The following is a 15,279-nucleotide window of genomic DNA, read 5'->3' as shown; positions in this document are numbered from 1 at the left end:
TAAATAGTTACATCCAGGATATCACATACATCCAGCTTGGAAACCGTATGGTCCGTCATCCTCTGCAGTCATGTAGATCGACGGATGCTTACCCGACATCCGTACCGATCCATGACATCCTTTTATAGCAACCGTGAAATCCCCGAATCATGGGAAACAACGACGAGAGTCCCGCGTTCTGCACCCGGTGCGGCGCGACGCTGCCCGAAGGGGCCACGTTCTGTCCCGGATGCGGGGCCACGGTGGGAGACGATGTAGATCCGTATGTCCAAAGGCCGCAGGCCAAGACCGGCAGGTTCGGTCTGGCGCCGATGATCCTTGTGTACGGGATATTCGCGACCATAATCGGGCTGATGGACGTCGTCACGTACATCGGGCTCGACGAGGCCACGTACGTGGACCTGGTGAACCAGATGTCCGAGATCAGCGGGATCGATGCATGGACCATCATGCCCGCGTGGACGCCCGACATGGCCCTGCTGATGACCCTGAGCATGGCGTGCCTGACGGTGAGCGGCGTGCTCGCGGTGGCATGCTTCGCCATGTGCAGGAAGGGCGAGAACTGGAAGGTCTCCATCATGCTGTGCGCGGCGTCCACGGTGATGTGCCTGGGGATCTGCGCATTCACGATGTTCGCATCGCTCGGCATCCCCCTGTTCGCCATCGGACTGGTGATGACCGTTCTGATGTTCGTGAAGAAGGATACCTTCGTATCCTGAGCAAATCGTTTTACCGGGGGGATGACCCCCCGGGCGTTCACCTTATGGTCGCACGCTTCCCGGTGACCATGAAGCAGACCTTCTCGGCCATCTTGCACGCGTGGTCCCCCACGCGCTCGAGGAACTTCAGGACGGAGATGTAGTATGTGCACACGTCCGCGCTGTTCTCGTGGGTGTTGATGAACTCCACCACCCTCGATATGCTGACGACCATCGCATCGTCCAGGGAATCGTCGATCTCGGTGATCCTCGGGAATCCCTCGACCGAGCGGTCCTTGAACCCCCCGATGACGAGGTCCACCAGCCTCATGGCCGTGTCCCCCACAGGGGTTATGAGGTCCACCACCTCGAACGACGGCTTGTCGCTGAGGTACTTGGTCGCGTTCGCGATGTTCGTGCTGTACTTGGCGATCCTCTCCAGCTGCGTGATCGACTTCAGGATGGTCGCCACCGTCCTGGTGTCCACCGCCGTGGGCTGGTAGATCGTCAGTATGCGGATGGCGGACTCCTCTATCGAGTCGTCGTAGGAGTCTATCCTCCTCTGATCCGCTATCACGGACTCGGCCATGCCGACATCCCCGTCCACTATCGCACGGACAGCGCGCTTGAGCATGTCCGCCGCGAGGTCGGCCATGTCGCAGGTGTCCTTGAACACCGAATCCACATCGTCTTCGAATCTCTGCATCTGTATCACCCGAACCTTCCTGTGAGGTATCTTTCGGTCATCTCCTTCTCGGGCTTGTTGAACATCGGCTCGGTCTCGTTGAACTCGATCATCTTGCCGAGGTACATGAACCCGGTGTAGTCGCTGATACGGGAGGCCTGTTGCATGTTGTGGGTGACGATCGCAACGGTGTAGTCCTTCTTCAGCTGGATCGCGAGGTCCTCTATCTTCGACGTCGCGATGGGGTCCAGGGCGGAGGTGGGCTCGTCCATCAGGATGACCTCCGGATTGACGGAGAGGGCACGTGCTATGCAGAGCCTCTGCTGCTGTCCTCCGGAGAGTCCCAGGGCGGAGGTGTCGAGACGGTCTGCGACCTCGTCGTATATCGCGGCCTGCTGGAGGCAGCGCTCCACGATCTCGTTGAGCTCCTTCTTGTCCTTGATACCGTGGATCTTGGGCCCGTAGGTTATGTTCTCCCTGATGGTCATCGGGAACGGATTGGGCTTCTGGAAGATCATCCCGATGCGCGACCTCAGCTGGTTGAGGTCCACGCTGGGATCGTAGAGGTCGCTCCCGTGGAAGAGCATCTGCCCCTCGATCCTGCAGCCGTCCACGAGGTCGTTCATCCTGTTGATCGACCTGAGCAGCGTGGACTTGCCGCATCCCGAAGGGCCGATCAGCGCGGTGATGGCGTTCTTCTTAATCGGGAGGTCCACATCGTACAGTGCCTGCTTCTTCCCGTACCAGAGGTTGATGCTCCTGATGTCTATGCACCTGTCCCCCTCGTCGATCCTCGCGACCATCGGGTCGGCGTTGTTCTTCCATGCCAGGAAGTTCGCGTCCTCTGCGGGACCGCTGACGTTGTCGGGGGCCGTGTTCTCCGGCGCCCCGACCGTCGGGACCGCTTCCTGCGCGGCCCCATCGTTCTTTCTGAGGTTGAATCTCACTTTACTCACCATTTGATCTTCTTGTTGTAGTATGCCCTGAGGACGGATGCGAAGAGGAACATCGAGAGGACGATCATCAGCAGGACGCATGCGGTCCCGTACTGCATGTCGGTGGCACCGGCCACCTCGGTGGCCAGGTGGTACAGGTGGAAGGGCAGTGCCATGACCGGGTCGAATATGCTGTCCGCGGTACCGGCGGTGCTGAAACCGACCGCAGCGGTGAACATGATGGGCGCGGTCTCCCCCGCGGCCCTGCCCATTGCGAGGATGGACCCGGTGATCACACCGCCGAAGGCCGCGGGAAGGACCACCTTGACCGTGGTCTGCCACTTCGTGGCCCCCATCGCGAGGGATGCCTCGCGAAGCTCCCTGGGGACGGCCCTGATCGACTCCTCCGTGGTGCGGATGATGACCGGGAGGATCATGATCGACAGCGTTATCCATCCGGCGATCAGGGAGTATCCGAATCCCGCCGCGGTGACCAGGGCGGCGAACCCGAACAGTCCGAACACGATCGAAGGGGTCCCGTTCAGTATGTCGATGGCTTCCCTGATGATCCTGGTGAAGGTGTTGTCCTTCGAGTACTCCGCGAGGTAGACCCCGGAGATTATCCCGAGCGGCAGGGCTATGGCGACGGTACCGGCTATGAGCTGCAGGGTACCGATGATCGCAGGGTAGATCCCTCCCTCGCGTCCCTGGGACTCTATGCCTCCGGTGAGGAAGTCCCACGAGATCACGGAGAGACCGTTGACGAAGATGTGCCCGAGGATCACGACCAGGAGGAACAGCACGAACCCCATGATGATCGCGAGTCCCCCGTGGGCCACCCTCTGGGTGACCTTGGAGTCCACTATCGAGAACACCTTCTTCACCCCGGCGAACAGGACGACGATCGCGGCGGCTGCCGCCAGCGAGTACACGTCCCCTATGAAGAGCGAGGACATCATCCATACGAGGACGAAGGCGAGGGTCAGCACGCAGGACTTGACAATGACGGACCTCTTCGCGGAGAGGAACCTCCCGACGGCCGAGTCGCACAGTGTCCCGTAGACCCTCGTGAACGGCTCGGACAGCCTGTCCATCAGGCCGCCCTTGGACTCGGGCATCTCGCCGAGCCTCCTCTTGGTCCTGTTGATGATGGCGCGTGCCATCAGGTTGATGATGAAGACCATGGCCATCAGCACGAGGGCGAGCAGGAACAGCGCGGAGTAGTGCGTGCTCCCCACGACGATCTCGGGCATCTCGGATGCCAACGTTCCGGTTATCGTCGTCAGCAGGGAGAATATGTTCCATATCGGGTCGGGGAAGATCGGCGTGTTCCCGGTGACCATCATGACCGCCATGGTCTCTCCGATGGCCCTTCCGATACCGAGGATGGCCGCGCTTGATATGCCGGAGATCGCGGCGGGCACGATCACCTTGATGGTGGTCTCCCATCTGGATGCGCCCATGGCCAGGGAGGCCTCCCTGTAGGACTGGGGCACGGAGTGTATGGCGTCCTCCGAGACCGAGATTATGGTCGGCAGGGCCATTATGCCCAGCAGTATGGAGCCGGCCAGCCAGGACGACCCGTACAGGAGCTGGTCCGGGAAGGTCTCCCTCAGGAACGGCACCAGGACCACGAGTCCGAAGAAACCGTAGACGACCGAGGGGATCCCTGCGAAGATCTCGCAGATGGGCTTGAGTATGTTGCGGAAGCGGGCGGGTGCGACCTCCGAGATGAAGATGGCACTCCCGAGTCCGATGGGCAGAGCGAATGCGATCGCGCCCAGTGTGACAAGGATGGTTCCCGTTATGACCGGGAGGGCACCGTAGATCCCCGCATGGGAATCCCATTCGGTGCCGAAGAGGAAGTTGAACAGGCCGATGTCCTTCAGGGCATCGACGCTGTTCGAAGCTATGAAGAAGATTATGAGGAAGATGATCAGCACGGCCGCGCTGGCAACAGCGGTGAGCACGTACCTCATCAACTGATCACTGTCCGCCACTCCTCTCCTAGCAAGACCGCGCTGATACGTTTCCATGGTATTCACCTGTCAGTGAATCAGCTCAGAGGAACGAACTCCTCGGCGATGATCTTCTGTCCCTCGGCGCTGAGGATCCAGTTGATGAAGTCTGCTGCGGGCCCGGTGGCATCTCCCTTGGTGCACAGGACGAGCTCCCTCTGGATGTCGTAGGTCTTGTTGAGGACGTTCTCCTCGGTGGCCTCGACTCCGTTGACGGAGATGGCATCGACGCTGGAAGAGGTGATTCCCTTCAGGGCACCGATACTGACGTATCCGATGGACCCGGGGGTGCTGGAGATCATGCTGATGACACCGTTGGTGGAGCTCTGCTCGGGGACTCCGGACTTCACGGTCCATCCGTCGACGGCGCCCTTCATGGCGGTGTCGAAGCACTCGCGGGTTCCGGAGGAGTCATCCCTGATCACGACTGCGATGGTCCTGTCGTTTCCGCCGACCTGGTTCCAGTTGGTGATCTCTCCGCTGAAGATCTTGGCTATCTGCTCGAGGGTGAGGTCGGACACTCCGGCCCCGTTGACGATGACTGCGACTCCATCGAGAGCGATCTTGGTCTCCTTGAGTCCGAGTTCGACCTCGCTTGCCTTAAGGTTCCTGGAGCACATTCCGATGTCGAATGTACCGTTTGCAGTGTTGGACGCTCCGACACCGGAACCTCCTCCCAGGACGTTGATCGAGACGTTGTTGTTCTTCTCGCTGTACACTTTGGCAAGCTCTCCCATGATGGGCTCAATAGTGGTGGACCCACCGATGGTCAGAGACACCTTGTCGCCTTCGTCGGTGTTGTCACCGTCATTGTTGCCGGCGACCATGTAGATCCCGACTGCTGCAATGACGATGATCGCGACTGCGGCGATTGCAATTATCTTGTTGTCCAAGGTTATTACACCTCGAAAACACGCTATTGGTATTTTGAATATATAGTTACTCGATTTATTATATTGATTCCTAAAGAGAAATATAGATTTCAATATATTGTATATATTATATTGAGTTTAAGCTTCTGAATCTCGCCATATTCGACGGAAATCAGCAACAATCTACGAGAGGGACCTTATTTTAAGGAGATATAAACGTAGAAAAATGTCTCGATCTCGTTAAAAGAACATCCGAATCCTACGGGATTTTCAATCGTATATATTCGACACAGAATAATATATATTCCATTGCCCATTGCGACCCCATACTCCATACGGAGACGGTTGGATAGAGATGGACCTAAGGAAGATTCAGATAACGGGCGGCTCGTCGTTCATGATCACGCTCCCCAAGGAGTGGGCGGATTCGGTCAATCTGAAGAAGAACGACACCGTCGGGCTTCAGCCGCAGGCGGACGGGAGCATGATCATCTATCCCGGCGGGACGAGCACCTCCCCCAAGGGGTCCACGAAGACCATCGAGGCTGACGGGGTGGAGGACAAGGACTTCCTCTACAGGAAGCTCGTGGGCGCCTACATCGCAGGCCACGACTCCATAATCCTTCACTCGGATGTCGGACTCTCCAGCCTCGCGGCCAGCACCGCGTCCTCCTTCGCACAGATCGCCATAGGCCTGGAGATCATGGAGGAGAGCGACACCAGCATCATGATCAAGGACCTGATGGACCGCGGGGAGATGAGGCCGGCCAAGTCCGTGGACAGGATGAAGGTCCTTGTCCGCAACATGCTCAACGACATCATGGACGGTCTGGAGAACGGCGACGTGTCCCTCCTGGACCCCATGGTGGACAGGGACCGCGAGGTGGACAGGATAGACTGGCTCATATCGCGTCAGGTGAACATACATCAGAGGGACACCGGCCTGTCCCGCAGGATGGGGCTGGACCTGTGCGAGATCTCCAGGTGCGGGTACATCAGCCGCTCCCTCGAGAGGATCGGGGACCACGCCGTCCTCCTGGCATCCAACTTCAGACCGCTGATCGACGACCCAACCGACCTGGACAGGGAGATCATTGCCACCGGGCGCGACGTCATCGCACTCATGGTGGACTCGGTCGGGACCTGGTCCAACAAGGACATGGACGCGGCCAACAGGTGCATAGAGCGGGGGGAGAGGCTCGTCAAGAGGTCCCTCGAGCTCAGCGACCTCGCCGATTCCCTGAGCGGGAAGCCCGCCATGGCCACGGAGCTCATCGCCGGTTCGGTCAAGAGGGTGGCCGAGTACTCCATGGACATCGCGGAGATCGCAATAAACTCGGCCATGGACTGAACGGTTATCTACGCGGCATACGGTGTCCAGTGCCGATGAAGATACTCACCCGGAGATGGTTCGACCTGTGTGACCGGGCATCCGGCCTGGAATTCCCGTTCATGAGATCGGACCCGAGGGCGTCCGTCTTCGACCCGGATTTGTACGATGAGGTCGTCCTATCGCTCTACGGGGAGGCGCTGGAGCATCTCTCATATGAGATGAGGTCCGATCGGACGCTCGCCCTCCCAACGTCCGACGATGTGGTCTCGTGCGCGAAAACCATCGCCGAGAGGAGGGTCTCCGCGAGGATCGATGGTATCCCGGAGGAGGTTCGCCATCTCGTGGCCGACCCCCGCCTGTTCTGCCTCGGTGTATGCTCACCGGAAGTCCGCAATGCCCTGGACGGGATACGGAGACCTCTGAGAGATGAGGCCGACGAGACCTACGGGAGATGGGCGTGGCACATCCTGGAGGAGGTCCCGGGACTCGGGGCGGATGCGGAGATGCTCGCACATGCCCTGCTGGAACATCGTTACGAATGCCGTACGGAGGGCGATACCGTCCACATGGGATGGAAACACAGCCCCTATTCCATAGTCCTGAGAGGCGTGCGGGGACCTGCCCCGTTCCCCGACTCCATATACTGCAGATACCTGGAGATGTACCGCAAGGACGGCGTGTGGATGATAGAGCTCGCAGACCGCGACGGGGACTGCCTGACGATAGAATGCGACGGATTCTCCGTCTCCAAGGGTGCATCCCCATGAGATTCCATGACTCGGAGTGGGCGGAGGCCCACTGGAAGATCATCGATCCTTCGCAATTCGCTCCGGACCCGCGCGTGGATTCTGATCCGGACGAACTCCGCTCCTCCCTGTTCCGGGAATGGTACGTACAAGCGTTCCGCTCGCTCATCGACGCCTACTGCGAGCCCCTGACCCCGATTCCCACGGACGAGGACGTCCGCAGGGAGATGTCGGACTTCGTGGACAGGCAGATGGAACACTACGGGGAGAGGGACCCGGAACTGGTCGGACGGGTCGAGCATCCCGACCTGTTCGCACACGGCATCGTCTCGCCCGAGCTCCATGATGCGATCGCCGCCAAGTATGACAGATTGTCCGAGGTGATCGATAGGAAGGAGGCGGAATGCAGGGAATGGGTGTATTCCTGCAGATCGTCCATGGAGAGGCGCATCGGGTTCCTAGGAACCCATGATGCCATCGTCACGGTCACCAGGGCTGACGGAATGATAGACATGAGATGCACCGGTGGACTCTGCGTCTCCAAACGCATAGTCTTCCATGACCCAGAGGTCGTGGATGGAGACCTCCCCGACAGCTTCGAGGGACTGTACGAGACCTGCGGAAGGGAGGACGGACGCTACGTGATAGAGTTCCAGCATCACGTCGATGGGAGGTTGAGGGTGTTCACGATATCAGCCCGCGACGTGACGCTGTACAATCCCGCCGGCATGGAGATAGACGATGACTACGACCACTTGGATTTCTTCATATGGCACAGGATCGCCGATCCCGACAGATGGGTCAGGGACGAACAGTGCCACACGTACCGTCGGAAGACGTGATGTCATCTGTTAGGAAGATTCCACGCACCCTCTCTACCCGCATTCATCAACGCCGTGAATGGATCGCCCTCCGACGCCCCTCAGGTCACTGACATCATGCGGGAACGCTTCCATCAGCGATCCCGAATGCATCCTGCGGCATCACACCCGCTGGACCCATTGGCATCGAAACAAGGTCTGCTCACCTTCGCTGGTGTTATCCATCCTGGTCCTATTGGCAACTATGCCGTCCTTTTCTGATGATGACCTCTCAAACTCATACCTGCTAAACGGTATGTAGCTCGCAAGGCTCACTGCCCATTCCTCAATCTGACATTTTTCTGGTAGCTTAGAAAGAGAGACAAATCAAAATTCTATCAGAATAAATCATTTTATATCATCGAATCATACGACAAGTGTGGAGGTATGATGGTCCCCGAAGGGACCGGATTCCTTGAGGGAGTCACTCTTCGACGCCCCTTATGGGATGTCGATGACGATCACAACCTCGTCGGTCGTGATTATCAGGCGGAACCTGTGGTTCCGATGGATAAAGAAAATCAGGACGATTCTCTCACCTCCTGTCGGGGCGATTCCTCATATGCCGTGAAAGTGGAAGGTCACGACATATGCGGACTCCCCGCCTTACGGCAATTCTGCATAGATTGCGATTTAAACATAAACGTTTTGTTTACAATCATACTTACACCCCTTATGTCACTGACATCATGTGGGAACACTTCCCGCATCACACCCACCTGATACCTTAGCATCAGGACATGAGATAGTCTTTAATCTCCAGGAGCCTTGGGTCGGACCGTGATAAGCGTAGTGGCGATGACCGGGGCATCCGGCTCGATGTATGGCGTGAGGCTCCTGCAGGAGCTCGAAGGCGAGAAGCACCTCGTCATGTCGGAGACCGCCAAGCAGGTCCTGCCTGCGGAGACGGACATACAGCCCGAGACCGTGTACTCAATGGCATCCCATGTGCACGAGGACTCGGACATGTTCTCGCCGATCGCGTCGGGGAGCTTCCGCTTCGACGTCATGTTCATAGCTCCCTGCACCGAATCCACCGTCGCGAAGATCGCCAACGGGATAGCCGACACCCTGATCACCAGGGCGGCGGCGGTCTGCATAAAGGAGGGCAGGAAGCTCATCCTCCTCGTCAGGGAGACCCCGAAGAGCGCGATAATGCTGGAGAACGAGCTGAAGCTCGCGAGGCTGGGCGTCGTCATCATGGACGCCAATCCGGGATTCTATCCCCGTCCGAGGTCGGTGGACGATGTCATCGACATAGTGGTCGGAAGATGCCTGGACCAGGTCGGCATCGACCGCAGGATCTACAACAGATGGGGATGAGCCCGGTCACGTTCCGTCCGGGGCCCCGAACAGAAGGTCCAGCCTGTGCTCCCTCCCGAACGAGTCCGTCTCGCTGTCGGAGACCGGCCCTCCGATGCTCATCCTGACGAAGTCCACGCCGTCGGCCGTCATCCTCCCTGTCACGGAGAATCCGTTCCTCTCGTAGAACGAGAGCCTCCTCAGGCGCTGTCCGGAATTGTCGCAGGGTACATCTGGGTCCTCGATGTTGAGGAAGCATCTCCTCCCGGGATATCTCGACATTATGGCCTCGAGGGCCTTCGAGCCGTGCCCCTCCCCCCTCCGTCCCGGGTCTATCGCGAGATACAGGATGAACAGCAGGCTCCCGTCGTACACCACATACGAGAATCCGACGAACCCGTCGTCATACAGTCCGATCCACTCCGCGTCACCGCGCAGGACGTGCGCGTCGAGACGCGCGGTGGAGGTCATCTCGTTCTCCGGGAAGGATGATGCGTACAGGGCCTCCATGCGGGCCCTGTCCGCGTCGCGGAGCCCGACGGCTATCATTCCGACTTCCTGCCGAACGCGATTATGGAGAGTATCCTGAAGCTCCCGTCGATGCCCGCGGCCTCGCGCACGAGGTCCTCCGCGGGGGTCTCCCCGCGGGACCTCATCCTCACCTGTATCCAACAGGAGCCTATGCCCATGTCCTCCGCCTGCATCTGCAGGAAGATGGACGCTATGGACGAGTCCTCGACCCACGTGTCCACCGCGGGGTCCGCGGCTACGACTATCGCGAACGGGGCGGTCTCCAGCGCCTTCGCGCCGGAGTCCTTGCATCCCGAGAGCCTCCTGATGACGTCCGCGTCCCTCACCGGGACGAGCCTCACCGGACGGAGGTTCCTGGACGTGGGGGCCAAAGCCCCCGTTTCCAGGAGGGTGTCGATCTCGTCCTCGGAGAGGGGCTCGTCGCTGAACATGCGACAGCTCCTCCTCGTGCGGGCGATGTCGGCGAACATCCTCACTCCAGGAGGACGGCGGGCCTTCCGGGGGCGGCCTGCCTCGCCTTGTTCTGGGGGTCGTACTCGGCGGAATCGGCGGGATAGACGTCCACCTGGAGACCCAGCTCGTCGGCCAGGAACCCCTTGGCGGAGTCCAGAAGGGAGAACTCGTCGGTGGTGTACACCGGGACCCAGGAGGACAGGTCGGACCTGGAGAAGTCTATGGCGACCTTCTTCGCCAGCTCCTGCGCCGCCTTGCCGTTCCTCTTGATCCCCTCGTCCGTCATGCATGCCTTGGTCAGCGCGGGGACGGAGAGCTCCCCGGCCTCCTTCATGGCCGCGGCGCGCCTCATGACCTCCCTCTTCCATTCGGGGGAGGTGTACAGCACGATGCGCTTAGCCTCGATGCCGGCGATCTTCCTGATCTCGGTGATGTCGGACATCAGGTCGCGGAGCATGTCCTCGCCGTGCTCGGAGGACGCGGACATCAGCCCGGGGTCCGCCTCGGGGAGCTCCTGCGCGGAGACCAGGCCCTCGAACCCGGCCTGCTCCCACAGCTCCTCGGCGGTATGGGGGGTGACCGGCATCATGGCCTGGATCCAGATCCTGAGGGCCTTCTGGATGGTCGCCCTGTTGCTGCCTCCGCGCCTGGTGTACCAGCGGATGTCGTTGAGCATGTCGAAGTAGACCGTGGTGCACATCTGCCTCAGGTCGTACTTCTCCATGCTGGCACGGATCCCCTGTATGTGCCTGTTGAACCTGGAGAGCAGCCAGGAGTCCATCTCCCCCGCGGGGGCGTCGGACTCGCCGGCGATGAGGTCGGACACGGCGCCGTACACCCTGTCGACCCTCTGCTTGTAGGTCATGACGGTGTCCTCGCTCCATTCGACGTCGACGAACATGGACGCGACGTGCGCGTAGTAGAGGCGCATCGCATCCACCCCGAACTTGGCCGCGGCCCCGGGGATGGGCTGGGCCCCTCCCTTCGACTTGGAGATCTTGTCGCTGTTCTTGCCGGTGACGTACCAGTTCACGGTGATCCCGCGGGGCTGCATGTCCTCCGGCAGGATCGCCTGGTGGTTGAACAGGAACACCGGGAAGTGCACGGTCATGTGCTCCTTCCCTCCGAGGTTGATGTCCAGGGGGTACCAGTACGATACGTCCTTCCTGATCCTCTCGACGAGCTCCACGGGGATGCCGGTCTCCTCGGAGACCTTCGCGGCATCGCCCTGGCCGAGGATGACGTGGTCGAAGAACCCGATGGTCATCTGCTCCGGGGCGATCTGTCCGGTGTTGGCGTACAGCGATATCGTGTAGTAAATCGGATAGAGGGTGGAGTCGGAGATGGCCTCGATGATCCACTTCTCGTCGAAGGGGAACCTCGTACCGAGCCAGTTGCCGAGACGGACGCACGCCCTCTCCCTGAACCAGTCCAGGATGCCCTGGACGTTCTCGGAGAACTCGGGGGGGTTGAGGTCCATGTCCTTGACGTGGGCCTTGGTCCTCTCGGTGAGGTCCTCGTCCGCGTAGTTGATGAACCACTGGTCGTCGATCCTCCTGATGTGGACGCGGGACCCGCACCTGCAGACCACCTCCTCGGAGAGGTCATGGAAGGGCTCGGCCTCGCCGGCGTCGATCATGGCCTGGCGCATCCTGTCCTTGGCCTCGTCGACGCGCATGCCGGCGTACTCGGCGCAGACGTCCTTCATGCGGCCCATGTGGTATCCGTCCTTGTAGACCTGCTTCTTGGCCTCCACGAGCTTCTCGTCGCCGGGGGCGGTGATGCCGAGACGGTCGATCATGTCCTTGGCGGGGAAGTCGCCGTATCCCTTGATGTCGATGATCGATATCGGGACTACGGAGTCGATGAGCTCCTGCGAGAGGCCGTACCTCTCCCTGAGGGCGGGGTCCCTCTTCACGGCCTCCAGGGACATCCAGTCGTCCGGTGCGTCCGAGGGGACGGAGGTCACCAGCCCGGTACCGACGTCGGGGTTGCAGAATGACGCGGGGAACACGGGGATCTCGCGGTGGATCATGGGGGCCTCGCACATCCAGCCGATCATCTCGGAGCCGGGGACGGTCCCGATCTCCTCGATGCCGTCCTTCTGGAGCTGCAGCTTCTCGGCGGCCTGGGGGGACACTATCCAGACCTCCCCGCCCTTCCTGACCCTCCTGTACTCGACCTCGGGGTTCACCCAGAAGCAGACCTGCCCGTACACGGTCTCGGGCCTGAGGGTGGCGGCGACGAGGAACTCGTCCCCGTGCCTGAACTTCAGGAGGGTGTACTCCTGCGTCTCCGCCTTGCCACCCTTGGAGATGTCCGTCTCCGAGGGGTCGACGGCGACCGGGCCGCAGTTGGGACAGAACGGCGCGTAGTAGGGCTTCTGGATCAGGAGCCCGGCGTCCCTGAGCTTGTGGAACTGCCACTGTATGAACTTGGAGTAGTCGGGATACAGGGTGCAGGTGAACCTCCTCCAGTCGGCGAGGAACCCGAACCTCTTCCAGTAGTCGTTCACATAGACCTGGTTGAAGAACTCCACGACGGACATGGGATCCTTGAGCTCGTCCAGCTTCTCGGGGGGACAGCCGTTCCTCATCAGGTAGTCGACGGTCTTCTCGTCGCGCCTCGCGATCTTCGTCGCGAGGCTTATGCCCCCGTTCCCGGTGGCGTGCGTCCCCACGGGGAACAGAACGTTGTACCCGGTCATGCGCTTGTACCTCCCGATCGCGTCCACGTACGTGTATCCGCGGAGGTGTCCGACATGGAGGTATCCCGTGACCCCGGGATACGCGAAGATGATCATGAACTTCGGCTTGCCGTCGACCCTGTCTGCCTTGTCGAGGCCTGCCTCGACCCAACGGGCCTGCCATTTAGATTCCATGCTGCCGTAGTCGTTCGCCATTGCTTGCTTCAACCCCTTCTATACGCACGCGCAACAGGAGAACCAATTAATATGTGTCGTTCGGGGGACGGGGGGTCCGTGTCCGACAGGCTGTCGGACGTGTCGGACGGGACCGTCCGCGGCCCGGACCCGTGGGATGGGGGCGTGTCTTACGTGTTTCCGACAATACGTAAGACAATCATCCGGAGATCATCGGAAAAGCATTCTCAAAGCCTTTATCTACTATCCGAACCTAACGTACACTTACCGATGAGCGGGCGCTGTCGTCCGATTATCGGCGGAAACCACGGGATCGGCGCTCCTTTCTCCTCGGAACGTCGGACAAGCGTCTTACGTTTGTCAGACAGTTTTAAATACCCCCATGATGTTGTATGATTCGCAGATGGGAAAGGATGGGATGTATTCCCTACTGCGGAAGTGATGAAGGATGGCTGACGAAGGAACCAAGGTCACGCTCAGGATGGGACCTGAAGAAATCCAGATGATGGAGGACTATATGGCTGAGCACGACGTGGGCACCAGGTCTGACTTCATCCGCGACGCGATCAAGTGCTACGTGTCCATCAAGAACACGGACGGCAACACAGCGTCGGGAAGCGGGATCTTCGTCCGCTTCAGCGACTTCCAGCTGGATGTGCTCCACAACCTCGTCGAGAGCGGACTGCAGATCGACGAGGAGGCGTACGTCCGCAAGTGCGTGCTCGACAAGATCATTCCCGAATCGTACGAGGATGATGTCATCGCCAACGCGGTGAGGACGGCACAGAGGAACGCCGCGCTAAAGTGAAGAGAAAAAGGGATGGGAATGGCACACTCGGCCCGGATGGGAACCGTGCGAACGGAGGGCCGGTGTGTGCCGGTGAAACCTGTTAGGAACTAGAATCAAGCCATTGGGTGATACGGATGATCGGACAGAGTATCGGGAATGCGGCCGGGGCCCGCGTAGCAATCGTGGGGGTCGGCGGTGCCGGGTGCAACGTTGTGAGCTCGTTCATGGACGAGTGCTGCCCAGTGGACACGATATCGATCAACACCGACAAGGAAGCGCTCCACTCCTGCAGCGCGGACCTCAAGCTGTACATCTGCAAGGAGGTCCTCCACGGGGAGGGGGCACGCGGGGACACCACCCTCGGGAAGAGGTGCGCGGACATCCACATGGACGAGATCCGCGAGGCCGTCTCCGGATACGACGCCGTCTTCGTGGTGGCTGGTCTCGGGGGAGGCACCGGAACCGGTGCCATGTCCGTTGTCCTGGACGCGGCGCAGTCGCAAGGGGTCATGACCTTCGCTGTCGCCATAAGCCCGTTCACCATGGAAGGCAGGCGCAAGGACGTCGCGAGGGAAGGCTGGAGCCACATCAAGGCGGTCTGCGAGAACAGCATCCTCGTCGACAACGACAAGGTCCTCCTCAGGATGGCCGACCTCACCGTCGCACAGGCGTTCGGAGAGGTGAACAGGAGCATCCGCGCCCATGTGATGGGCTGCATCGCCGGTCTCAACGACAGGTTCCGCGACACCAGGATAAGGCCCTCCGAGGTCGGTGTCGAGACGGACGCAGGATGCGACCACCCGATCCAGACGCTCATGAGCGCCTGATCGGACTGAAGCTTATCTCCCCATGCGGAGAGGCGCCGCCTCTCCGCGTCCTCCTATTTACGCCCCGGGGGCCGGGATGCCGGTCCCCGGGCGCGACCTCATTCTATGTGTCGATCCCGACCCGTCGTGTCCTTCGATGTTCTGCATGGTGTGCGAAACAACGTCGAAACCTCACACTCCCTCCGAATTCTCTACGGTCTCGGGTTTATATCGAGAATGCATCGACGCGATCGGACACGGGAAACCATGGTCTGGAGAGAGGCCGAGGCGTCCGGAGTGTCCGGTCACCGGAGAAGATCCGGAGGAATACACATGAAAACGAATAAAATGGAAGTCACGGGGGGGGGG

At 60.1% G+C, this 15,279-nt stretch carries 14 protein-coding genes; 7 read left to right on the top strand and 7 right to left on the bottom strand.

Features of this window, described 5'->3' with window-relative positions; all coding sequences use genetic code 11:
- The first annotated feature begins 149 nt into the window (after positions 1–149).
- Positions 150–719, top strand: a complete 570-nt coding sequence (locus V5D86_RS01490) for a zinc ribbon domain-containing protein (RefSeq protein WP_414594930.1) — start codon at positions 150–152, stop codon at positions 717–719.
- Between the two features lie 37 nt (positions 720–756).
- Here V5D86_RS01490 and phoU read toward each other — a convergent pair whose 3' ends face one another.
- From phoU to V5D86_RS01470, 4 genes are all read right to left on the bottom strand, one after another.
- Positions 757–1,404 (bottom strand): phosphate signaling complex protein PhoU, encoded by a 648-nt coding sequence (phoU, locus tag V5D86_RS01485; RefSeq protein WP_414594929.1) that lies wholly within the window; start codon positions 1,402–1,404, stop codon positions 757–759.
- Positions 1,405–1,409: 5 nt separating this feature from the next.
- Entirely contained in the window at positions 1,410–2,186 is a 777-nt protein-coding gene (gene pstB, locus V5D86_RS01480) for a phosphate ABC transporter ATP-binding protein PstB (RefSeq protein WP_414595143.1), read from the bottom strand.
- Positions 2,187–2,335: 149 nt separating this feature from the next.
- Positions 2,336–4,354 carry a phosphate ABC transporter permease subunit PstC gene (pstC, locus tag V5D86_RS01475; RefSeq protein WP_414594928.1) on the bottom strand — a complete coding sequence of 673 codons (2,019 nt, stop codon included), beginning with the start codon at positions 4,352–4,354 and terminating at the stop codon, positions 2,336–2,338.
- A 20-nt stretch (positions 4,355–4,374) separates the two neighbouring features.
- Entirely contained in the window at positions 4,375–5,229 is an 855-nt protein-coding gene (locus V5D86_RS01470) for a phosphate ABC transporter substrate-binding protein (protein WP_414594927.1), read from the bottom strand.
- Between the two features lie 334 nt (positions 5,230–5,563).
- On the opposite strand from V5D86_RS01470, the gene V5D86_RS01465 reads away from it, so the two are divergent.
- The 4 genes from V5D86_RS01465 (at position 5,564) to V5D86_RS01450 (ending at position 9,470) form a co-directional block, all read left to right on the top strand.
- Positions 5,564–6,559 (top strand): PhoU domain-containing protein, encoded by a 996-nt coding sequence (locus V5D86_RS01465; protein ID WP_414594926.1) that lies wholly within the window; start codon positions 5,564–5,566, stop codon positions 6,557–6,559.
- Between the two features lie 35 nt (positions 6,560–6,594).
- Positions 6,595–7,308, top strand: a complete 714-nt coding sequence (locus V5D86_RS01460) for a hypothetical protein (RefSeq protein WP_414594925.1) — start codon at positions 6,595–6,597, stop codon at positions 7,306–7,308.
- Positions 7,305–8,129, top strand: a complete 825-nt coding sequence (locus tag V5D86_RS01455; protein WP_414594924.1) for a hypothetical protein — start codon at positions 7,305–7,307, stop codon at positions 8,127–8,129. Before V5D86_RS01460 ends, V5D86_RS01455 begins: the two co-directional genes overlap by 4 nt.
- Before the next feature lie 798 nt (positions 8,130–8,927).
- Positions 8,928–9,470, top strand: coding sequence for a UbiX family flavin prenyltransferase (locus tag V5D86_RS01450; protein ID WP_414594923.1), 543 nt, complete (start codon positions 8,928–8,930; stop codon positions 9,468–9,470).
- Between the two features lie 6 nt (positions 9,471–9,476).
- On the opposite strand, the gene V5D86_RS01445 is transcribed toward V5D86_RS01450, so the two are convergent.
- From V5D86_RS01445 to leuS, 3 genes are read right to left on the bottom strand one after another with little or no spacing between them, the layout of a single operon-like run.
- Entirely contained in the window at positions 9,477–9,998 is a 522-nt protein-coding gene (locus V5D86_RS01445) for a GNAT family N-acetyltransferase (RefSeq protein WP_414594922.1), read from the bottom strand.
- On the bottom strand, positions 9,995–10,450 hold the full coding sequence (locus tag V5D86_RS01440; protein ID WP_414594921.1) for a nitroreductase family protein: 456 nt from the start codon (positions 10,448–10,450) through the stop codon (positions 9,995–9,997). The genes V5D86_RS01445 and V5D86_RS01440 overlap by 4 nt, the downstream gene beginning before the upstream one ends.
- A gap of 2 nt (positions 10,451–10,452) precedes the next feature.
- Entirely contained in the window at positions 10,453–13,347 is a 2,895-nt protein-coding gene (gene leuS / locus V5D86_RS01435) for a leucine--tRNA ligase (protein WP_414594920.1), read from the bottom strand.
- Between the two features lie 415 nt (positions 13,348–13,762).
- Between leuS and V5D86_RS01430 the strand changes: the two genes are divergently transcribed.
- On the top strand, positions 13,763–14,122 hold the full coding sequence (locus V5D86_RS01430; RefSeq protein ID WP_414594919.1) for a ribbon-helix-helix domain-containing protein: 360 nt from the start codon (positions 13,763–13,765) through the stop codon (positions 14,120–14,122).
- 116 nt (positions 14,123–14,238) lie between these two features.
- Entirely contained in the window at positions 14,239–14,931 is a 693-nt protein-coding gene (locus V5D86_RS01425; RefSeq protein WP_414594918.1) for a cell division protein FtsZ, read from the top strand.
- Positions 14,932–15,279: the final 348 nt, after the last annotated feature.

Origin of the sequence: Candidatus Methanoprimaticola sp. MG2, from assembly GCF_047501175.1 — an archaeon.
Taxonomy (GTDB): Archaea; Thermoplasmatota; Thermoplasmata; order Methanomassiliicoccales; family Methanomethylophilaceae; genus Methanoprimaticola.
The sequence above is the reverse complement of the archived record's forward strand: the minus strand, read 5'-3'. Positions and strand labels throughout refer to the sequence as shown.

Coding starts and splice junctions, on each gene's coding strand:
- V5D86_RS01490 (WP_414594930.1), top strand. CDS start 150: ATGGGAAACAACGACGAGAGTCCCGCGTTCTGCACCCGGTGCGGCGCG.
- phoU (WP_414594929.1), bottom strand. CDS start 1,404: ATGCAGAGATTCGAAGACGATGTGGATTCGGTGTTCAAGGACACCTGC.
- pstB (WP_414595143.1), bottom strand. CDS start 2,186: ATGGTCGCGAGGATCGACGAGGGGGACAGGTGCATAGACATCAGGAGC.
- pstC (WP_414594928.1), bottom strand. CDS start 4,354: ATGGAAACGTATCAGCGCGGTCTTGCTAGGAGAGGAGTGGCGGACAGT.
- V5D86_RS01465 (WP_414594926.1), top strand. CDS start 5,564: ATGGACCTAAGGAAGATTCAGATAACGGGCGGCTCGTCGTTCATGATC.
- V5D86_RS01460 (WP_414594925.1), top strand. CDS start 6,595: ATGAAGATACTCACCCGGAGATGGTTCGACCTGTGTGACCGGGCATCC.
- V5D86_RS01455 (WP_414594924.1), top strand. CDS start 7,305: ATGAGATTCCATGACTCGGAGTGGGCGGAGGCCCACTGGAAGATCATC.
- V5D86_RS01445 (WP_414594922.1), bottom strand. CDS start 9,998: ATGATAGCCGTCGGGCTCCGCGACGCGGACAGGGCCCGCATGGAGGCC.
- V5D86_RS01440 (WP_414594921.1), bottom strand. CDS start 10,450: ATGTTCGCCGACATCGCCCGCACGAGGAGGAGCTGTCGCATGTTCAGC.
- V5D86_RS01430 (WP_414594919.1), top strand. CDS start 13,763: ATGGCTGACGAAGGAACCAAGGTCACGCTCAGGATGGGACCTGAAGAA.
- V5D86_RS01425 (WP_414594918.1), top strand. CDS start 14,239: ATGATCGGACAGAGTATCGGGAATGCGGCCGGGGCCCGCGTAGCAATC.